The sequence below is a fragment of the Arthrobacter sp. PGP41 genome (assembly GCF_002953935.1).
GTDB lineage: Bacteria > Actinomycetota > Actinomycetes > Actinomycetales > Micrococcaceae > Arthrobacter.
The window spans coordinates 2,545,626-2,563,396 of the sequence record NZ_CP026514.1 but is presented as its reverse complement, the minus strand read 5'-3'; the positions used below and the strand labels follow the sequence as shown (position 1 = coordinate 2,563,396).

General features: G+C 66.5%; 11 protein-coding genes and 1 riboswitch. Of the genes, 7 read left to right on the top strand and 4 right to left on the bottom strand.

The genetic code is table 11. The features are described from left to right. Positions 1-193 precede the first annotated feature (193 nt). Positions 194-2,815: a valine--tRNA ligase gene (valS, locus tag C3B78_RS11640; protein WP_104998220.1), complete on the bottom strand. Its 2,622-nt coding sequence runs from the start codon at positions 2,813-2,815 to the stop codon at positions 194-196. Between the two features lie 126 nt (positions 2,816-2,941). Between valS and C3B78_RS11635 the strand changes: the two genes are divergently transcribed. Then, the gene (locus C3B78_RS11635) at positions 2,942-3,700 is read left to right on the top strand and encodes an SDR family oxidoreductase (protein WP_104998219.1); all 759 of its coding nucleotides are present in this window, start codon (positions 2,942-2,944) and stop codon (positions 3,698-3,700) included. A 46-nt stretch (positions 3,701-3,746) separates the two neighbouring features. On the opposite strand, the gene C3B78_RS11630 is transcribed toward C3B78_RS11635, so the two are convergent. Then, entirely contained in the window at positions 3,747-4,751 is a 1,005-nt protein-coding gene (locus C3B78_RS11630) for an endonuclease/exonuclease/phosphatase family protein (RefSeq protein WP_104998218.1), read from the bottom strand. Between the two features lie 378 nt (positions 4,752-5,129). On the opposite strand from C3B78_RS11630, the gene ileS reads away from it, so the two are divergent. From ileS to ndk, 4 genes are all read left to right on the top strand, one after another. Beyond that, the gene (ileS, locus tag C3B78_RS11625; protein ID WP_104998217.1) at positions 5,130-8,462 is read left to right on the top strand and encodes an isoleucine--tRNA ligase; all 3,333 of its coding nucleotides are present in this window, start codon (positions 5,130-5,132) and stop codon (positions 8,460-8,462) included. Positions 8,463-8,465: 3 nt separating this feature from the next. Then, positions 8,466-9,824 carry a bifunctional folylpolyglutamate synthase/dihydrofolate synthase gene (locus C3B78_RS11620; protein WP_104998216.1) on the top strand — a complete coding sequence of 453 codons (1,359 nt, stop codon included), beginning with the start codon at positions 8,466-8,468 and terminating at the stop codon, positions 9,822-9,824. Continuing rightward, a complete protein-coding gene (locus C3B78_RS11615) occupies positions 9,825-10,292 on the top strand; it encodes a DUF4233 domain-containing protein (RefSeq protein ID WP_104998215.1) in 468 nt (155 codons plus the stop codon). A gap of 67 nt (positions 10,293-10,359) precedes the next feature. Beyond that, entirely contained in the window at positions 10,360-10,779 is a 420-nt protein-coding gene (gene ndk, locus C3B78_RS11610) for a nucleoside-diphosphate kinase (protein WP_104998214.1), read from the top strand. 130 nt (positions 10,780-10,909) lie between these two features. Here ndk and C3B78_RS11605 read toward each other — a convergent pair whose 3' ends face one another. Then, on the bottom strand, positions 10,910-11,185 hold the full coding sequence (locus C3B78_RS11605) for a hypothetical protein (protein ID WP_104998213.1): 276 nt from the start codon (positions 11,183-11,185) through the stop codon (positions 10,910-10,912). A gap of 141 nt (positions 11,186-11,326) precedes the next feature. After that, positions 11,327-11,998: a vitamin K epoxide reductase family protein gene (locus C3B78_RS11600; RefSeq protein WP_104998212.1), complete on the bottom strand. Its 672-nt coding sequence runs from the start codon at positions 11,996-11,998 to the stop codon at positions 11,327-11,329. A gap of 441 nt (positions 11,999-12,439) precedes the next feature. On the opposite strand from C3B78_RS11600, the gene C3B78_RS11595 reads away from it, so the two are divergent. Further along, a complete protein-coding gene (locus tag C3B78_RS11595) occupies positions 12,440-15,850 on the top strand; it encodes an Rne/Rng family ribonuclease (RefSeq protein WP_104998211.1) in 3,411 nt (1,136 codons plus the stop codon). A gap of 130 nt (positions 15,851-15,980) precedes the next feature. Then, positions 15,981-16,078, top strand: a riboswitch (TPP riboswitch). A gap of 7 nt (positions 16,079-16,085) precedes the next feature. Next, complete coding sequence (thiD, locus tag C3B78_RS11590; protein ID WP_104998210.1) at positions 16,086-17,615, top strand: bifunctional hydroxymethylpyrimidine kinase/phosphomethylpyrimidine kinase; 1,530 nt, start codon at positions 16,086-16,088, stop codon at positions 17,613-17,615. Positions 17,616-17,771 lie beyond the last annotated feature (156 nt).

Below are 17,771 nucleotides of genomic sequence, written 5' to 3'. Positions count from 1 at the left end.
CAGTGATATGCATTCGACGCAGCCATCGGCAAAGTCAGGATGCAAGCTACTAGTGACGAACGTAGGAAGACCTGAAGATCAGCGGATTCTGCCAGACCATCAAGACGTCACCGGATGGCCGAAAAGTCGAAGCCCCACCAACGGCAAAACGCTGATGGGGCTTCCCCTTTGCCCAAAAACAGGGCCACGGTAGCTATGCTTTCGCGGGCTCCTCAGTGGGGGCCAGCTCTACATCGGTGACGCTCAGTTCGCCCTCGCCCACCACTATTGAAATTTCGCGGGCATTGGAGGCGGCCTTCAGGTCGGCCAGGCCGGCATTCAGTTGCCCGGCGAGTCCAGCCGGAGCCGTGATGGTGGCAGTCAGGACCTCTGTGCGCTGCTTCACCTTCGCCTCGGATTTGGCCTTCCGGACACCGCTGAGGGCAACACCAACCGTTGCGAGCATGGTGGTGTCGCCACCCGGCACCGCCAGGGCGGCCGGCCACGCGGCACGGTGGACCGAGCCCTTGCGCCACCAGCTCCACACCTCTTCGGTGGCGAACGGCAGGAACGGCGCGAAGAGCCGCAGCAGGGCGTCCAGCGTGGTGGCCAGCGCTGCCAGCACCGAGGCCTGCTCCGCGGCGCCCGCTGCGCCGTAAGCCCTGTCCTTGATGAGCTCCACGTAGTCGTCGGTGAACTGCCAGAAGAAGCTCTCCGTGATCTGCAGCGCCCGTGCGTAGTCGTAGTTCTCGAAGGCCTTCGTGGACTGGGCCACAACCTCGGCGAGCTGCGCCAGGACCGCACGGTCCAACGGATTGGTGAGGACGGAAAGGTCCGCCGACAGCACCGAGTCCTCTGTGGCGCCCAGGTTCAGGACGAACTTGGAGGCATTGAGCAGCTTGATGGCCAGGCGGCGGCCGATCTTCATCTGGGCGATCTCGTAGGCGGTGTCCGCGCCGAGCTTGGCAGAAGCGGCCCAGTACCGGACAGCGTCCGAGCCGTATTCCTCCAGCACGTCGGTGGGCACCACCACGTTGCCCTTGGACTTGGACATCTTCTTGCGGTCCGGGTCCAGGATCCAACCGGAGATGGCGGCGTGCTTCCACGGCGCGCTGTTTTCCAACGCGTCCGCGCGCACCACAGAGGAGAACAGCCAGGTCCGGATGATGTCGTGGCCCTGGGGCCGGACGTCAAACGGGAAGACCTTGGCGAAGAGGTCCTCGTCGCGCTTCCAGCCGCCCACGATCTTTGGAGTCAGGGAGGAAGTGGCCCAGGTGTCCAGGATGTCCGCGTCACCAGTGAAGCCGCCGGGAACGTCGCGCTGGCTTTCGGTGAAGCCGGGGGCGGCGTCCGCTGCCGGGTCCACGGGCAGCTGCTCGTCGGAGGGCACGATGGGGGAGTCGTAGTCCGGGTTGCCGTCGGCGTCCAGGGGGTACCAGACGGGGATGGGCACGCCGAAGAAGCGCTGGCGGGAAACCAGCCAGTCACCGTTCAGGCCTGAAATCCAGTTCTCGTAGCGGGAACGCATGAAGGCAGGATGGAAGTCGATCTCCTGGCCACGGGCAATAAGCCGCTCCCGGCGGTCCTCATCGCGGCCGCCGTTGCGGATGTACCACTGGCGGGACGTGACCACTTCCAGGGGCTTGTCGCCTTTTTCGTAGAAGTTCACGGGATGCATGATCTTCTTGGGCTCGCCCTCGAGCAGGTCCGCCGCGGCGAGGAGCTTCACCACCTCTTCCTTGGCGCTGAAGACCGTCTTGCCGGCAATTGCGGCGAAGGCCTCACGGCCGGCATCGGTGGTGATCCACTCGGGAGCCTCGCTGATGATCCGGCCGTCCCGGCCAACGATGGCGCGGGTGGGCAGCTGAAGTTCGCGCCACCAGGTGACGTCGGTCAGGTCACCGAACGTACACACCATGGCAATGCCGGAGCCCTTGTCCGCCTTGGCGAGCGGGTGCGCCTTCACCTCAACCTCGACGCCGAAGACGGGTGACGTGACCTTCTTGCCGAACAGCGGCTGGTACCGTTCGTCGTCGGGATTCGCCACCAGCGCGGCGCAGGCAGCCAGCAGTTCGGGACGGGTGGTCTCGATATGGATCTTCTGTCCGTCCTCGGTGAAGAACGGGTAGCGGTAGTAGGCGCCGGGGACCTCGCGGTCCTCAAGTTCGGCCTGGGCCACGGCTGTACGGAACGTTACGTCCCAGAGGGTGGGCGCCTCGGCCATGTAGGCGTCGCCCGCCGCCAGGTTGGCCAGGAACGCGCGCTGCGAGACTGCCCGCGAGTTGTCGTCGATGGTGCGGTATGTCAGCTCCCAGTCCACGGACAGGCCCAGTGTCTGGAAGAGGTTTTCGAAGACCTTCTCGTCCTCAACCGCCAGCTCCTCGCAGAGCTCGATGAAGTTGCGGCGGGAGACGACGTCGAAGTCCCGCTGGTTCTTCGCAGGCTGCGCCGGCGGCCGGTAGCCAGGGTTGTACGGGATGGAGGGGTCGCAGCGGACGCCGTAGAAGTTCTGGACACGGCGTTCGGTGGGCAGGCCGTTGTCGTCCCAGCCCATGGGGTAAAAGACGTTTTTGCCGGTCATGCGCTGGTAGCGCGCCAGCACGTCAGTCTGCGTGTAGGAGAACATGTGCCCCACGTGCAGTGAACCGGAAGCGGTGGGCGGGGGAGTGTCGATCGAGTAGACCTGGTCCCGGGTTGTCTCCCGGTTGAACTTGTAGGTTCCCTCGGCCAGCCAGCGCTGCGTAAGGGCAGCCTCGAGGCCCTCGAGGGCCGGCTTGTCCGGAACGTTGATGGGGGCGGTGGTGGGCGTGTCTGTACCCTGTTTGTCTTCAGCCATCTGCCAATTGTTTCATGTCCCGCCCCGTCCGCCCGCCTCGCGTCCACGAGGCGCCGGCCGGCGCGTTGGTTCATCCGGCGACTCATCAGGAGGCGGCCGTCCGGTGGCCCCCGCTAGGGTGGTGCCATGACTGACGTTTCACAGAAAAAAGCAGCAGTGGTGACCGGCGCAAGCAGCGGAATCGGGGAGGCCACTGTCCGTGCCCTCGCGGCGGACGGGTGGACCGTGTTTGCCGTGGCGCGCCGCGCGGACCGCCTCGCCGCCCTGGCGGAGGAAACGGGTGCAGTCGCCGTCCCTGCCGACATTTCGGAGGACGACGACGTGTCCCGGCTTGTGGCGCAGGTCGCCGAAGCGGGCGGCATCGACACGCTGATCAACATCGCCGGCGGTGCCCGGGGCGCCGACACCATCGGTTCGGCCGACACTGGGGACTGGGAGTGGATGTACCGGGTCAACGTGCTGGGCACCATGAAACTCACCCGGGCCTTCCTGCCGATGCTGCGCGCCAACGGCGAAGGGACCGTACTCAACCTGACCTCCACGGCCGGGCTCGCAGCCTATGAAGGCGGTGGCGGCTACAACGCGGCGAAATTCGCCCAGCACGCACTGACGGGTGCCCTCCGCCTGGAGGAGGCCGAGCACAACGTCCGGGTCATCGAGGTGGCACCCGGGCTGGTCCAGACCGAGGAGTTTGCTTTGAACCGGCTCGGTGACCGGCAGGCTGCGGACAAGGTCTACCAAGGGGTGGAGAAACCGCTCACTGCAGGTGACGTGGCCGGAGTGGTGCGGTACGCCGTGAGCGTTCCGCACCACGTCAACCTCGACCAGATCGTCATCCGGCCGGTGGCCCAGGCAGCCAACCACAAGCTGATCCGCAAGAACTGACCGCTGGAACGCTGCCGGGAACCCCATGGCCGCGGGGCTCCAGGGATCAGCCCGCGGGGACGCCAAGGACCGCCGTGACCGCCGCATGGTCGCTGCCGGCTACCCGGTGCACCGCGTAGCCGGAGCTCCCCACATCCGGGCTGGTCACCACGTGGTCGATGGTGATGCCGGGCAGCAGCTGTCCGTCCATGGGCCAGGTGGGCACCAGCCGTGCGCCGGCCGCCACGCCCGCGTCCACAAGTCCCGGACCCTCCCCGCCGCGCAGGAGGCTGCGGAACTCGGCGTGGTCGTAGGTGGCGTTGAAGTCTCCGATGAGGAGCCTGCTCCCGCCGCCGGCGGCCACCCTTCCGATTGCGGCCAGGTCGCTGCGCCACTGCCGTGCCATGTGCTCCACGGGCGCCCTGGCGTGGACATTGATCACTTCCAGCACCCCTGCCCTGCCCTGTGACGTGACGGTAACCCGGACGATCGGCATCGGGAACGCAGTGCCGGGAACCCGTCCGGCCTCCTCAAGGGGAAACCGCGAGTACAGGGCGCTGCCACCGGCGTTTTTGGCAGGTTCGGTCGCGCTTTCCGGCAGCAGCGTGTCCAGGCCTTCGGCAGCCAGGCGCTCCTGGAACGCCTGGGAATGCTCCTGGACGGCCAGCACATCGATCCGGTTCTCCTGCACCAGGCGGACAACCGTGCGGGCATCGGCCTGGCCCAGCTTCGAGTTGAAACTCATGACCCGTAACTCCACGGTCGGCCCGTCGCCGGTAACCCGCTTGCCTGCCTGGAGCGGGAAGAGCCAGAAGGCCAGGCAGGCCAGCAGCGCCGAGCTGACGGCAGCATGCCAGCGGTTCCGGCCCAGCACGGCCAGCAGGAGGGCCGCTCCGGCCGGCGCCGCCAGCCACGGAGTGAAGGCCAGCAGCTGGATTATGCCCACCGGCCACGCGGCAGGGATTGCGCGAAGGATGGACAAGCCCACCAGCGGCACCATCAGGAGGAACCAAAGCCATGCGTATGCCCTGCCCGGGCGCAATGCTTCCCGAAGCCGTGCAGAGTTGGCCATGTGCTTGAGTCTAGGCATCTGGCCGCTGTTGCGCAGCAGGGTTTGCACGCCCCGGTGCCGGAATGGCGATGGACCGGCGGCGATAGTAGACTCAGAGATGGCTATGACCCGGCAATCACCGGTGAGCTTCCGGAAGAACACGCGAACTGCCGTCACGGGGTCCGCGCCAGTAGAACCGGACGGGTAAGCCCGTCACAGCAGTCAATGAGCGGCCGGCGTGGCGCCTGTTCCTTTCGGGGAACACGCAACGCCGGTAAGTGAGGTGGTACCGCGGCAAGCGTGGGGTCCGGCGGACAACACGGCAAACCGTCCTCGCATCCTGAACGGAACAAGACGGCGCAGGCCGGCAGTTCGCCAAGCTCAACCCAGGATGTCGACATGACGTATTACCCCAAGGCCTCAGCCTCCACTTCTGCCAGCGCGTCGTCCAGCGGCGGTGCCGCTGTTTCCGCCTCCGTGAAGTTTCCGGAGATCGAAGAGCGCATCCTGAAGTACTGGGACCAGGACGGCACCTTCCAGGCCAGCATCGACCAGCGCAGCGCGGATGCCCCCGGCGGCGAGCCCGGCAGCAACGAGTTTGTCTTCTACGATGGACCTCCCTTCGCCAACGGACTGCCGCACTACGGGCACCTGCTGACCGGCTACGCCAAGGACCTGGTAGGCCGCTACCAGACCCAGCGCGGCAAGCGCGTGGAGCGCCGTTTCGGTTGGGACACCCACGGCCTGCCCGCCGAACTTGAAGCCATGAAGCAGCTGGGCATGACGGACAAGACCCAGATCGAAGCCATGGGCATCGACAAATTCAATGACGCCTGCCGCGCCTCCGTAATGAAGTACGCCGACGAGTGGCGCGATTACGTGACCCGCCAGGCACGCTGGGTGGACTTCGACAACGACTACAAGACCCTCAACGTGGAGTACATGGAGTCCGTCCTCTGGGCGTTCAAACAGCTGCACGAAAAAGGCCTCACCTACAACGGCTACCGGGTCCTTCCGTACTGCTGGAAGGACGAAACACCGCTGTCCAACCATGAGCTGAGGATGGATGACGACGTCTACAAGAACCGCCAGGACCAGACGGTCACCGTGACCTTCCCGATCATCGCGGGGGAATCGGAGCTGTCCCGGCAGTTGGCCGGCGTGCAGGCGCTCGCCTGGACCACCACGCCCTGGACGCTGCCCACCAACGCCGCGCTCGCCGTCGGCCCTTCCATCACCTACGCGGTGCTGCCCGCCGGCCCGAACGGGATCAAGGCTGCCTCCTCGGAGGCGCCTGTCACGGGAAGCTTCCTGCTTGCGGCCGACCTGGTGGGCAACTACGCCAAGGACCTGGGCTATGAGGATTTCGAGGCTGCCCAGGCCGCGGTGGTGTCTACCCACACCGGCGCGGAATTGGAGGGGCTTAAGTACCAGCCGCTGTGGCGGGACTTCGCAGACAACGAAAAATACGGCATGGAGAACGCGTGGCGGTTCCTGGTTGCCGATTACGTCACCACCACTGACGGCACCGGCATCGTCCACCAGTCCCCTGCCTACGGCGAGGATGACCAGAAGGTGTGCGAGGAGGCCGGCATTCCGGTGATCCTCTCCGTGGACGAGGGCGCAAATTTCCTGCCCCTTTTCAAGCACGGGGACCTGCACGACATCGCGGGCCTGCAGGTGTTCGAGGCCAACAAGCCCATCACGCAGGTGCTGCGCGCCCAGGGACGCCTGGTCCGCCAGGCAAGCTATGAGCACAGCTACCCGCACTGCTGGCGGTGCCGCAACCCCCTGATCTACCGTGCTGTGTCCTCCTGGTACGTGGAAGTCACCAAGTTCAAGGACCGCATGTCCGAGTTGAACCAGGAGATCAACTGGATCCCGGGCAACGTCAAAGACGGCCAGTTCGGCAAGTGGCTGGAGAACGCCCGCGACTGGTCCATCAGCCGCAACCGCTACTGGGGCAGCCCCATCCCCGTGTGGCAGTCCTCCGACCCCGAATACCCCCGCACCGACGTCTACGGCTCGCTGGCCGAGATCGAAGCGGACTTCGGCCGGCTGCCGCTGAACAAGGACGGCCAGGTGGACCTGCACCGCCCGTTCATCGACGAACTGACCAGGCCCAACCCGGACGATCCCCGAACCCCCGAAGAGGGCCAGTCCGTCATGCGCCGCGTGGAGGATGTCCTGGACGTCTGGTTCGATTCGGGTTCCATGCCCTACGGCCAGGTGCACTACCCGTTCCAGAACGAGGCCTGGTTCGACACCCACAACCCCGCCGACTTCATCGTGGAATACATCGGCCAGACCCGCGGCTGGTTCTACATGCTGCACATCCTGTCCACCGCGCTCTTCGACAGGCCGGCCTTCCGCAACGTCATCAGCCACGGCATCGTGCTGGGCTCGGACGGGCAGAAGATGTCCAAGAGCCTGCGCAACTACCCGGACGTCTCCGAGGTCCTGGACCGCGACGGCTCCGACGCCATGCGCTGGTTCCTGATGTCCAGCCCGATCCTGCGCGGCGGCAACCTGGTGGTCACCGAGCAGGGAATCCGCGACGGCGTCCGCCAGGTCATCCTGCCGCTGTGGAACGTGTACAGCTTCTTCACGCTCTACACCAATGCCTCCAATGGCGGCTCAGGCTACGACGCGAAGCTGCGCTATGACGGTTACGACGACACCCTGGACCAGTACCTGCTGGCCAACACCGGCGACCTGGTCCGCAATATGACCGCCCAGCTCGACAGCTATGACATCTCCGGCGCCTGCGACGAACTGCGCAGTTACCTGGATATGCTCACCAACTGGTACGTGCGCCGGAGCCGGCAGCGGTTCTTCGACGAGAGCGTCGACGCCTTCGACGCTCTCTACACCGCGCTGGAAACCGTTGCGCGCGTGGCTGCGTCCCTGCTGCCGCTCGTTTCCGAGGAGATCTGGCGCGGCCTCACGGGCGGCCGCTCCGTGCACCTGGCCGACTGGCCGGACGCCGGGCTGTTCCCGGCCAACCCGGGACTGGTCGAGGCGATGGACAAGGTCCAGCAGATCTGCTCCACCGGGTCCTCGCTCCGCAAGGCAGCCAACCTGCGCGTGCGCCTCCCGCTGCAGGAACTCACGGTAGTGGCACCCGGTGCAGGCGCCCTGGAAGGCTTTGCCGCCGTCGTCGCCGATGAACTGAACCTGCGTTCGGTCCGCCTGCTCGACGCAGAGGCCGCCTCCCCGGAGGAGTTCGGCATCGAGCAGAAGCTTGTGGTTAACGCCCGGGCTGCAGGACCGCGGCTGGGCAAGAACGTACAGCAGGCCATCAAGGGCTCCAAGTCCGGGGACTGGTCCGTCAGCGAAGCAGGCGTGGTCACCGCGGGCGGCCTTGAGCTTGAGCCGCAGGAATACATCCTTGAGACCGTCGTGGCTGAAGCCGCAGAAGGTGCCGGCTCACGTGCAGCCGCTGTCCTTCCCGGTGGCGGCTTCGTTGTCCTGAACACCGAGGTCACCCCGGAACTGGAAGCCGAGGGACTGGCCCGGGACATGGTCCGCGCCATCCAGCAGGCCCGCAAGGATGCCGGGCTGAACGTCAGCGACCGGATCCGGACCACGGTAACTGCCCGGCAGAACGTCGTCGACGCCCTGCTCGCCAACGCCGACCTGGTCAAGGGCGAGACCCTCACCGTTGACCTGATGGCAGAACCTTCGGACGCCGCCGAGCCGGCTGTCGCCGTCGAAAAAATAGAGGCCTGATCCATGACTGACGAATTCTCCGTGGAGAGCGTTTACGCCGAACTGCTGGGCCGGGCGCCGGAAAATAAGATGGAGCCGCGCCTCGAGCCGCTGTTCCGCGCCATGGACGTGCTGGGAGAGCCCAACAAGGCGTTCCCGATCATCCACGTGACCGGCACCAACGGCAAGACCTCCACCGCCCGCATGATCGAATCGGTGCTGAGGGCCCATGGCCTCAGCACCGGACGGTACACCAGCCCGCACCTGTCCAAGGTCACTGAGCGGATCAGCATCGACGGCCACCCGGTTCCGGACGAGACCTTCGTCCGGATCTGGGACGAAATCCGTCCCTACCTGCAGATCGTGGATTCCGAGCTTGAGGCCGCGGGCCAGCCCCGGCTCACGTACTTCGAATGCCTCACCATCCTGGGCTTCGCGATCTTCGCGGACCAGCCGGTCAACGTGGCCGTCATCGAGGTTGGCCTGGGCGGGATCACCGATGCCACCAACGTGGGCGACGGCCAGGTCTCCGTCATCACGCCCATTTCCCTCGACCACACGGACCTGCTGGGCGACACCACCGAGGACATCGCCCATGAGAAGGCCGGCATCATCAAGCCGGGCGGCTACCTTATCAGCGCCGCCCAGCCCCTGGACGCGGCACAGGTCCTGCTGGAGAAGGCAAAGGACGTGGGCGTGCCGTTCCGTTTCGAAGGCGTGGAATTCGGCGTTGAGTCCCGGACTGTGGCGGTGGGCGGGCAGATGGTGAGCATCCAGGGCCTCGCCGGCCGGTACCCGGAGCTGCTGGTCCCGCTGCACGGCGCCCACCAGGCACAGAACGCCGCGGTGGCCGTGGCCGCGATTGAGGCATTCTTCGGGGGCGAAAAGGAACTCGACTTCGACGTGCTGCAGGAAGGCTTCGCCAACGTGACGTCGCCGGGCCGGCTTGAGGTGGTGCGGACCGCGCCCACCATCATTGTGGATGCTGCCCATAACCCGGACGGCATCAAGGCATCCGCTGCCGCCCTGCAGGAAGCCTTCAACTTCACCAGGCTGGTTCCGGTTGTGGGGGTGCTGAAGGAAAAGGATGCTGAGGAGATCCTCCGGCAGCTCAAGGAATCGCTCGGCGGGATTGCGGAGGAATTCTGCTTCACCCAGTCGAACTCCCCGCGGGCAGTGCCTGCCGCGGAACTGGCCGAACTCGCGGTTGAGCTTGGCTTCGGCGAGGACAACGTGCACATCGCGGAGAAGCTTGACGACGCCCTGGAGTGGGCAGTGGAACGCGCCGAAGCCAACGACGACCTGTCAGGGGGAGTCCTGGTGACTGGCTCCATCACCCTGGTTGCCGAGGCCCGGATCCTGCTCGGAAAGACGGAGGCCTGAGTGGCCAGGCTGACCAAAGCCCAGCGTGAATGGCGCCCGGGCATGCCCAGGAAGCGCCGCTCCACCAAGGTGATGTTCGCGTCCACCGTGCTGCTGCTGGAAGCCTTCGTCATGTTCTTCGCTACCCTGGCGGTGTTCGGACTGCGCCGCGGGGAGTTCCCGCCGGCCCTCATCCTGGGTGTGGGGATCGGGCTCAGTGTTGTGATGATCGTGGCCTGCGCCTTCCTCACGAGGCCTTGGGGCATCGGGCTGGGCTGGATCCTGCAGCTCGTCCTGGTCCTCACCGGCATCTTCGAGCCCGCCATGTTCCTGGTGGGCGCCCTGTTCGCAGCCGCATGGTGGTACGGCATCCGCACCGGAATCCGGCTGGACCGCGAGGCCGGGGAGCGCGCCCGCGAGCAGGCGGAGTGGGAGGCCGCGCACCCGGACCAGGCGGCCGGACCGGGAGAGCAGCCGCAGTCCCCGTAAGCAAGTTCCTGTAGGCAAGTCCCCGTAGACTTGTCCCCGAAACCCATCCCAACGCATTGGAGCAGTCGTGACCACTGAGCGCACCCTCGTCCTGATCAAGCCCGACGGCGTCGCCCGTAACCTGACCGGCGCCATCCTGGCCCGGATCGAAGCCAAGGGCTACACCCTGGCCGAACTCAAGAAGGTAGACGCCTCGCGCGAACTCCTGGAACAGCACTATGAGGAGCACGTGGGCAAGCCCTTCTACGAGCCCCTGGTGGAATTCATGCTCAGCGGCCCTGTTGTTGCAGCCATCTTCGAGGGCCACCGGGTCATCGAGGGATTCCGCTCCCTGGCCGGCACCACCGATCCCACCACGGCGGCCCCCGGTACCATCCGCGGCGATTTCGGCCGTGACTGGGGCCTGAAGGTCCAGCAGAACCTGGTGCACGGCTCAGACTCCACCGATTCCGCGGAGCGCGAGATCAAGATCTGGTTCCAGGCATAGGTCCGGAGACTGCCGGATTCGCTGCGTGAACAGACACCTGGGGCCCCGGGAAACCGGGGCCTCAGGTGTCTCTTGGAATGTGGTGAGCCCAAGGTGCCTCAGGCGGGCGTGCCGGTGTGGAACTGCGCCGTCAGGAAGTTGGGCAGGCGCCGTGCCAAGGCCCCTTGTCCGTTCCCGTTACGGCGGCGGCACGATGCATGCCCCTCACATCGGGCTCAAACAGCACCTGGTTGATGTCCACGCAGCCGTTGCCGGTCATGACAAAGTGCGGATGGGCGTGGTCTCCGCCCACCGGTGATTGTTCTGCCGCGGGCGGATCTGCAGCGAGGGCGGGGATTCCGGCCATTCCGACAAGGCAGACCCCCAGTGCCAGTGGCAAGGCTGCCCTCGTAAGGAAGATTTTCATTGCAGCTGATCCTCTCTCGTTGAAGGAACTGCCGCTGGCCCCGGATCCGGGTTTCCGGCAGTCCTGCCTCAATTAGAGCGCGGCCGGGCTGCTGGCGCACGAGTACAGGGTACTCATCTTTGCCGACGAGGAAGCGCAGCCCTAGAACCCTGACGTTCCGGCGAAAACCTGGATAAAGGCGAAGAAGATGGTGGCGATAGCGGCGACGTAGAGCAGGGCCGTGATGATCCAGCCGGAGTCACCCAGAATGCGTGCGGCCTTGGCCGGCACCGGGATCACGCCGGCGCTGATGTTCCGGATGGTCACCCACACGAAGAGCGGTATCATTGCCGCCCATACAATCATGCAGAACGGGCACAGGATGTGGATGACGTACAGCGCCTGCGACCACAGCCACACCACAAACGCGAAGCCGAGTGTGACGCCGGCCTGCAGGCCAAGCCAGTACCACCGGGCAAAGTTGGCGCCGGCGAGCAGCGCCATTCCCACCGTGATGGTGATGGCGAAGGCCACGATTCCGATGAACATATTGGGGAAGCCGAACAGCGAGCTTTGCCAGGTCTGCATCACCTGGCCGCAGGAGATCCAGGGGTTCACATCGCACACCGTGGTGTGGTTAGGATCCTTGAGGACCTCCAGTTTCTCCAGGACCAGTGTTCCGGAGGCAAGCCAGCCAACCACCCCGGTGACCACCAGCAGCCAGCCGAGGGGCCGGTCGCGGGTCATGGGCGGGCGGGCTCCGGCCTCGCTGGTGTCCGGATCAACAGTCCGCTCCGGCGTGTGGGTGCCGCTGACGGGGGAAATGCTGGGCATTGGCAAGGCGTCCTTTTCATCGGGTGCTCCTTGCCCGATTGTAACGCCGGCGGCTGGAAAGACCCTTCAGGGAAGGGAACAGGCAGCGCCCCTTCCGCCGTGGAATAGTCCGGGTATGAGAGAATGAACGTGGCTGGAACCCGATCCACATTCGGACTCCGGTCCGGTGGCTTGTTCGCAAGACCGCCAGTGACGAGCAGCGCGGGCTTTGGGTTTGTTGATCCGGCCTCCCGCAACTCCATTGGGCGGCACCTGGTTGTGGCATTTGGAAACAACGGGTTTTTGAACATCCTGCCGGCCCCCACGGGCTGCCGCACCCCACTGCCGGTGCGAACCTGGGGGTATCCACTTGACTTCTGTCAACGCCTGCGGGTTTTGACAATATGTGCCCCAATGGGTGCCGGATGTGGCGGTACGTCAGGGGCAGGAGTGTTGCCACATATGGATAATGAACAAGTTTTAGCCGTTAACGATGAAGCAGCGGCCACGGGTGCCGCGGCCGAGCCGAAGAAGGCCACGAGGACCAGGCGGAAAGCCGCTCCCAAGGCCAGTGACGCCCTCGCCGAAACAGACGTCGCGGGCGCAGATTCCGTGCAGGCAGAGGCCAGGGCCGCAGAGCCCGGCACGAACGCAGTGCCGGATCCTGACGCCGCTGAGGCGAAGGCCCCCGTCCGCAGGAGCCGTTCCAGGAAGAAGGTTGACCCCGCCGAGCCGCTTCCGGCTTTCGCCGAGGAGGCAGCCGCCGCTGCCGGTAACGACGCCGGCACGCAGGCTGCGTCAGCCGGCGCGCCTTCGGAAGCCGCCGGGGAGGACGCAAAACCCGTCCGACGCCGGCGGGTTGCCACCCGCAAGACCTCCGCCCCCGCGGTGGCGGCCGCGGCGGAGCAGGCAGAGACGCCGGCGGCAGAAGCCGCACCCGCTGAAGCCGCACGCGCTGAAGCTGCACCCGCCCCCGAAGCCGCACCCGCTGAAGCTGCGCCCGCCCCTGAAGCTGCACGCGCTGAAGCTGCACCCGCCCCTGAAGCTGCACCCGTTGCCGGCCCGGCGGCTGCCGCAGCTGAACCGGCAGCCGCCCCTGCTGCAAAACCTGAAGCCGCCTCCGCCGCGGCAAGCCCTTTCGGCTCCCTCTTTTTGGAGCCCGGCTCCGCCACCTCCGTCCTGTTCCAGGCCCCGGATCTCAGCGCCGTAGTCCGGCCCGCACCGGCCGCCATGGAAGAAGCTGAAGAAGAGGACACCGAGGACGATTCAGACGACGCCGGTAACCGCCGGAGGCGCCGCGGCCGCGGCCGCCGCGGACGCAGCAGGACCGGTGAGCGTGACGGCGAAGACGCCGAGAACTCTGATGCAGAGACCGATGCTGCCGATGACGCCGATGAGGAATCCGGTGCGCAGGCCGACGAGGGCGTGACGTCCCGCCGTCGGCGCCGCCGCCGCCGTGGCGACCAGGACCTTGAACTGACGGGCGGCGGAGACGAGGATCCGCCCAACACGGTGACCCGCGTCCGCGCACCGCGCGCCGTGAGCGAACCCGCGGTCAGCAACCGGGTCACCAGCGTCAAGGGTTCCACCCGCCTGGAGGCCAAGAAGCAGCGCCGCCGCGAATCACGCGACACCGGCCGCCGCCGCACCGTCATTACCGAAGCCGAGTTCCTGGCCCGCCGGGAGTCTGTGGACCGGCAGATGATCGTGCGCCAGCGCGATGACAGAATCCAGATTGCCGTCCTGGAAGACGGCGTCCTGGCCGAGCACTTTGTCTCCAAGACCCAGCAGGATTCCCTGATCGGCAACGTCTACCTGGGCAAGGTCCAGAACGTGCTGCCGTCCATGGAAGCTGCCTTCGTGGACATCGGACGCGGCCGCAACGCCGTCCTGTACGCCGGCGAAGTCAACTGGGACGCCGTGAACCTCGAGGGCAAGCAGCGCCGCATTGAAAACGCGCTCAAGTCCGGCGACACCGTGCTGGTCCAGGTCACCAAGGACCCCGTGGGCCACAAGGGCGCGCGCCTGACCAGCCAGATCTCGCTGCCGGGCCGCTACCTGGTCTTCGTTCCCGGCGGTTCCATGACCGGCATCTCCCGCAAGCTGCCCGACGTCGAACGCAACCGCCTCAAGCGGATCCTCAAGGACCGCCTCCCCGAGCAGGCCGGCGTGATTGTCCGGACCGCTGCGGAAGGCGCCTCCGAGGAAGAGCTGACCCACGACATCAACCGGCTGCGGGCACAGTGGGAAGGTATCGAAAGCCAGTCGAAGTCCACCAAGATCCTTGCTCCGGAGCTGCTGTACGGCGAACCGGACCTGACCATCAAGGTGGTCCGCGACGTCTTCAACGAGGACTTCTCCAAGCTGATCGTCTCCGGCGAGGAAGCCTGGGACACCATCGAGGCGTACGTCACCTACGTTGCTCCCGATCTCGTGGGGCGCCTCGAGAAATGGACCAAGGACCAGGACATCTTCAGCGCATGGCGGATCGACGAACAGATCCACAAGGCACTGGAACGGAAGGTCTTCCTGCCCTCCGGCGGCTCGCTGGTGATCGACCGCACCGAGGCCATGACCGTGGTGGACGTCAACACCGGCAAATTCACCGGCAGCGGCGGCAACCTTGAAGAGACCGTCACCAAGAACAACCTGGAAGCTGCGGAGGAAGTGGTCCGCCAGCTCCGCCTGCGCGATATCGGCGGCATCATCGTCATCGACTTCATCGACATGGTCCTGGAATCGAACCGCGACCTCGTCCTCCGCAGGATGGTGGAGTGCCTGGGACGGGACCGCACCAAACACCAGGTTGCCGAAGTAACGTCGCTTGGCCTGGTGCAGATGACGCGCAAGCGGATGGGCACCGGGCTCCTTGAAGTGTTTGGCGAGCAGTGCGAGGCCTGCGCCGGCCGCGGCGTGGTGACCCACGATGACCCCGTGGAGCACCGCCGGGCCAACATCGTGGCGGCTGAACACCATGTTCAGCGCTCGGACGCCCGCCCGGACGTCCGGAACGAAAGCCACCGTACTGAGGCGCAGCGTGGGGACAGCAGCCAGCCCGGCGTCCGTCCCGACCGGAAGCGCCGCCGCGGCCGCGGCGGCCAGCAGGTGGATGCTGCTCCCGCAGCTGCCCTCCACGTGCACACGGTCCACCCCGACCCCACGGACGCCGAGCGGCACGCCAAGGCCGAAGCCACCCGGCTTGCCCTTGCCAACATTGCTGCGGCAGCGCACGCCGCCCATCTGCACGACGACGAGGTGGCCGCGGCCAGGCAGGCTCCGCAGGCCCAGCCCGCGGCGCCGGCGGAAACAGGGAAGCACGACGGCGACGCCTCCAGGCCCGCCGCCGTCCTCACCTTCGGCGGGGAGGAAGTTGCACTGCCGTTCGTGGAGCACGCGGAGGAGCAGCAGCCGAAGCCCGCCCTGACGCTGGACCGCCTCGCTGAGGCCTTCGCCCACCTCGGTGAACCCGCCCCGGCCGCCGAAGCCACGGCCGGGCAGCCGGGACTGCCGGCGCCGGAACAGGCGCAGCGGGAACCGGAACAGGTCCGGGCGCCGCGGGCGGAGTCTCCGCGGGTCCGGTCCGAGCAGCTGCAGGCTGCCCCTGCCGCGCCGGAGAAGGACTATTCCGACCACACCGTGGAACAGTCCCGCCCGCGCCGGGCACGCCGCAACCGCAGCGCCAGCCGCGCCCAGGGGGCGGCCAACCAGACCTCCGTCCAGCAGCACGAGAATGTCCCCGCCGAGGCGGCAGGGCACTCACACTCAGCAAAGGCGCCGGAAGCTGGCCAGGCAGGTGCCCCCGCCGCAGGCAACGCCAAGCCTGCCGCGGAACCCATCATCCTGGGCGTCGGGGTTCCGGCTTCGGAGCTGTAGGCCACCGCACGCGACACGCCAGGATGCCCGGCCGCCCACCACGCGTGGGCGGCCGGGCATCCGGCATTTAAGGCCGCAACAGTCGCACGGCGTCACCTTCGCCCTGAGCCCAGCAAAAAAGCTAGGCTGGTGAACCGACACGGGGTGCCGCGCAGAGGGCCGGCTGAGATCCACACCCGTTGAACCTGTCCGGCTAGCACCGGCGAAGGGATGTCTCTTGTCTTCAACTCTCGAAATGCCCGCTGCCAGCGTTGAGGGAGCGCCTGCTCCTGCAACACAGTCCGGCCAGCGGCGGGACGTGCCCCGGGTCCTCTCCATTGCGGGCTCCGATCCTTCCGGCGGAGCCGGCGTCCAGGCGGACCTGAAAAGCATCGCGGCCCACGGCGGCTTCGGAATGGCTGCCATCACTGCCCTCACCGTGCAGAACACCCGCGGCGTGCGCGGCGTCCACGTTCCCCCCGCGGCCTTCCTTACCCAGCAACTTGACGCGCTCAGTGAGGACATCAGCATCGACGCCGTGAAAATCGGGATGCTGGGTGACAGCGGGGTGATCGAAGCTGTCCGGGCGTGGCTCGAAAAAGTGCGTCCCGGCGTCGTGGTTTTGGACCCTGTCATGGTGGCCACCAGCGGTGACCGGCTCCTGCAGGAATCCGCCGAAGCCGCGCTACGCGGGCTGCTGCCGCTGGCGCACCTCATCACGCCCAACCTGACTGAACTTGCCATGCTGGTGGGCGGGGACGTGCAGGAGAGCTGGGAAGGCGCCCTGGAACAGGGCCGCGAGCTCTCCTCCGCCACGGGGGCGACGGTGCTTGTGAAGGGCGGGCACTTGGCGGGGGAAGAATGCCCCGACGCCCTTGTCAGCACTGCGGGCACGCTTGGCCAGGACGTGGTGGTGGTCCCGGGCAAGCGCGTGGCCACGCGGAACAGCCACGGCACCGGTTGTTCGCTGTCATCAGCCATGGCCACAGTCCAGGTGCGGCTGGGGGACTGGGAGGCAGCCCTCCGGGAGGTCAAGCCCTGGTTGTCCGGCGCGCTGGAGGCTTCGCAGGCGTTGCAGGTGGGAACAGGCAACGGGCCCGTCCACCACTTCCACCACCTTCAGCCGCAGCCTGCTGAGGGCAGCTTCGCAGCGCAGCTGTGGGCTGAAGCGGAGAAGCACCTGGAGGCCATCTATTCCCTGGGGTTTATCCAGGGACTGGCCTCCGGCGACCTGGCCGAGAAGCACTTTGGCTACTACCTGGCCCAGGACGCCATCTACCTTAACGGCTACTCACGGGTGCTCGCGCGTGCCAGCGCCCTCGCCCCAACGGAAGCCGAACAGCTCTTCTGGGCGCGCTCCGCCCAGCAGTGCCTCGAAGTCGAATCTGAACTGCACCGCTCCTGGCTCAGTACACGGACCGTTGAGCCGCGGCTGGGGCCCGTGACCAAGTCCTACGTGGACCATCTGGTGGCGGCATCGGCGTCGGGCAGTTACGCCGTGCTGGCGGCAGCAGTCCTGCCGTGCTTCTGGCTGTACGCCGAGGTGGGCAAGACGCTTCACGCCCAGTTCGTTGCTGCCGGGGAACCAGCAGGCCACCCCTACGCGGAGTGGCTGCGCACGTACGCGGATGAGGACTTCGCTGCGGCCACCCGCAGGGCGGTTGCCATTGTGGACGGGGCCGGCCGCGCAGCTTCCGCAGGGGACCGGACAGCCATGGCCGCGGCGTTCAGGCAGTCGTGCCGGCTGGAAGTTGAATTTTTCGACGCGCCGCGCCTTCATTCCTGACGGCCGCACGGCCACAGCACCGGTACTATGGTGGGGCACCCCCCCGGCCAGGGAAATGTGTTGTGGTACCTATCACAGACAACCCGCCGGAACCAGCCTCATTTGCGGCCGAAGGCAAAATTAGCGTATTCTAGATCTTCGGTGCTTACGCCAACA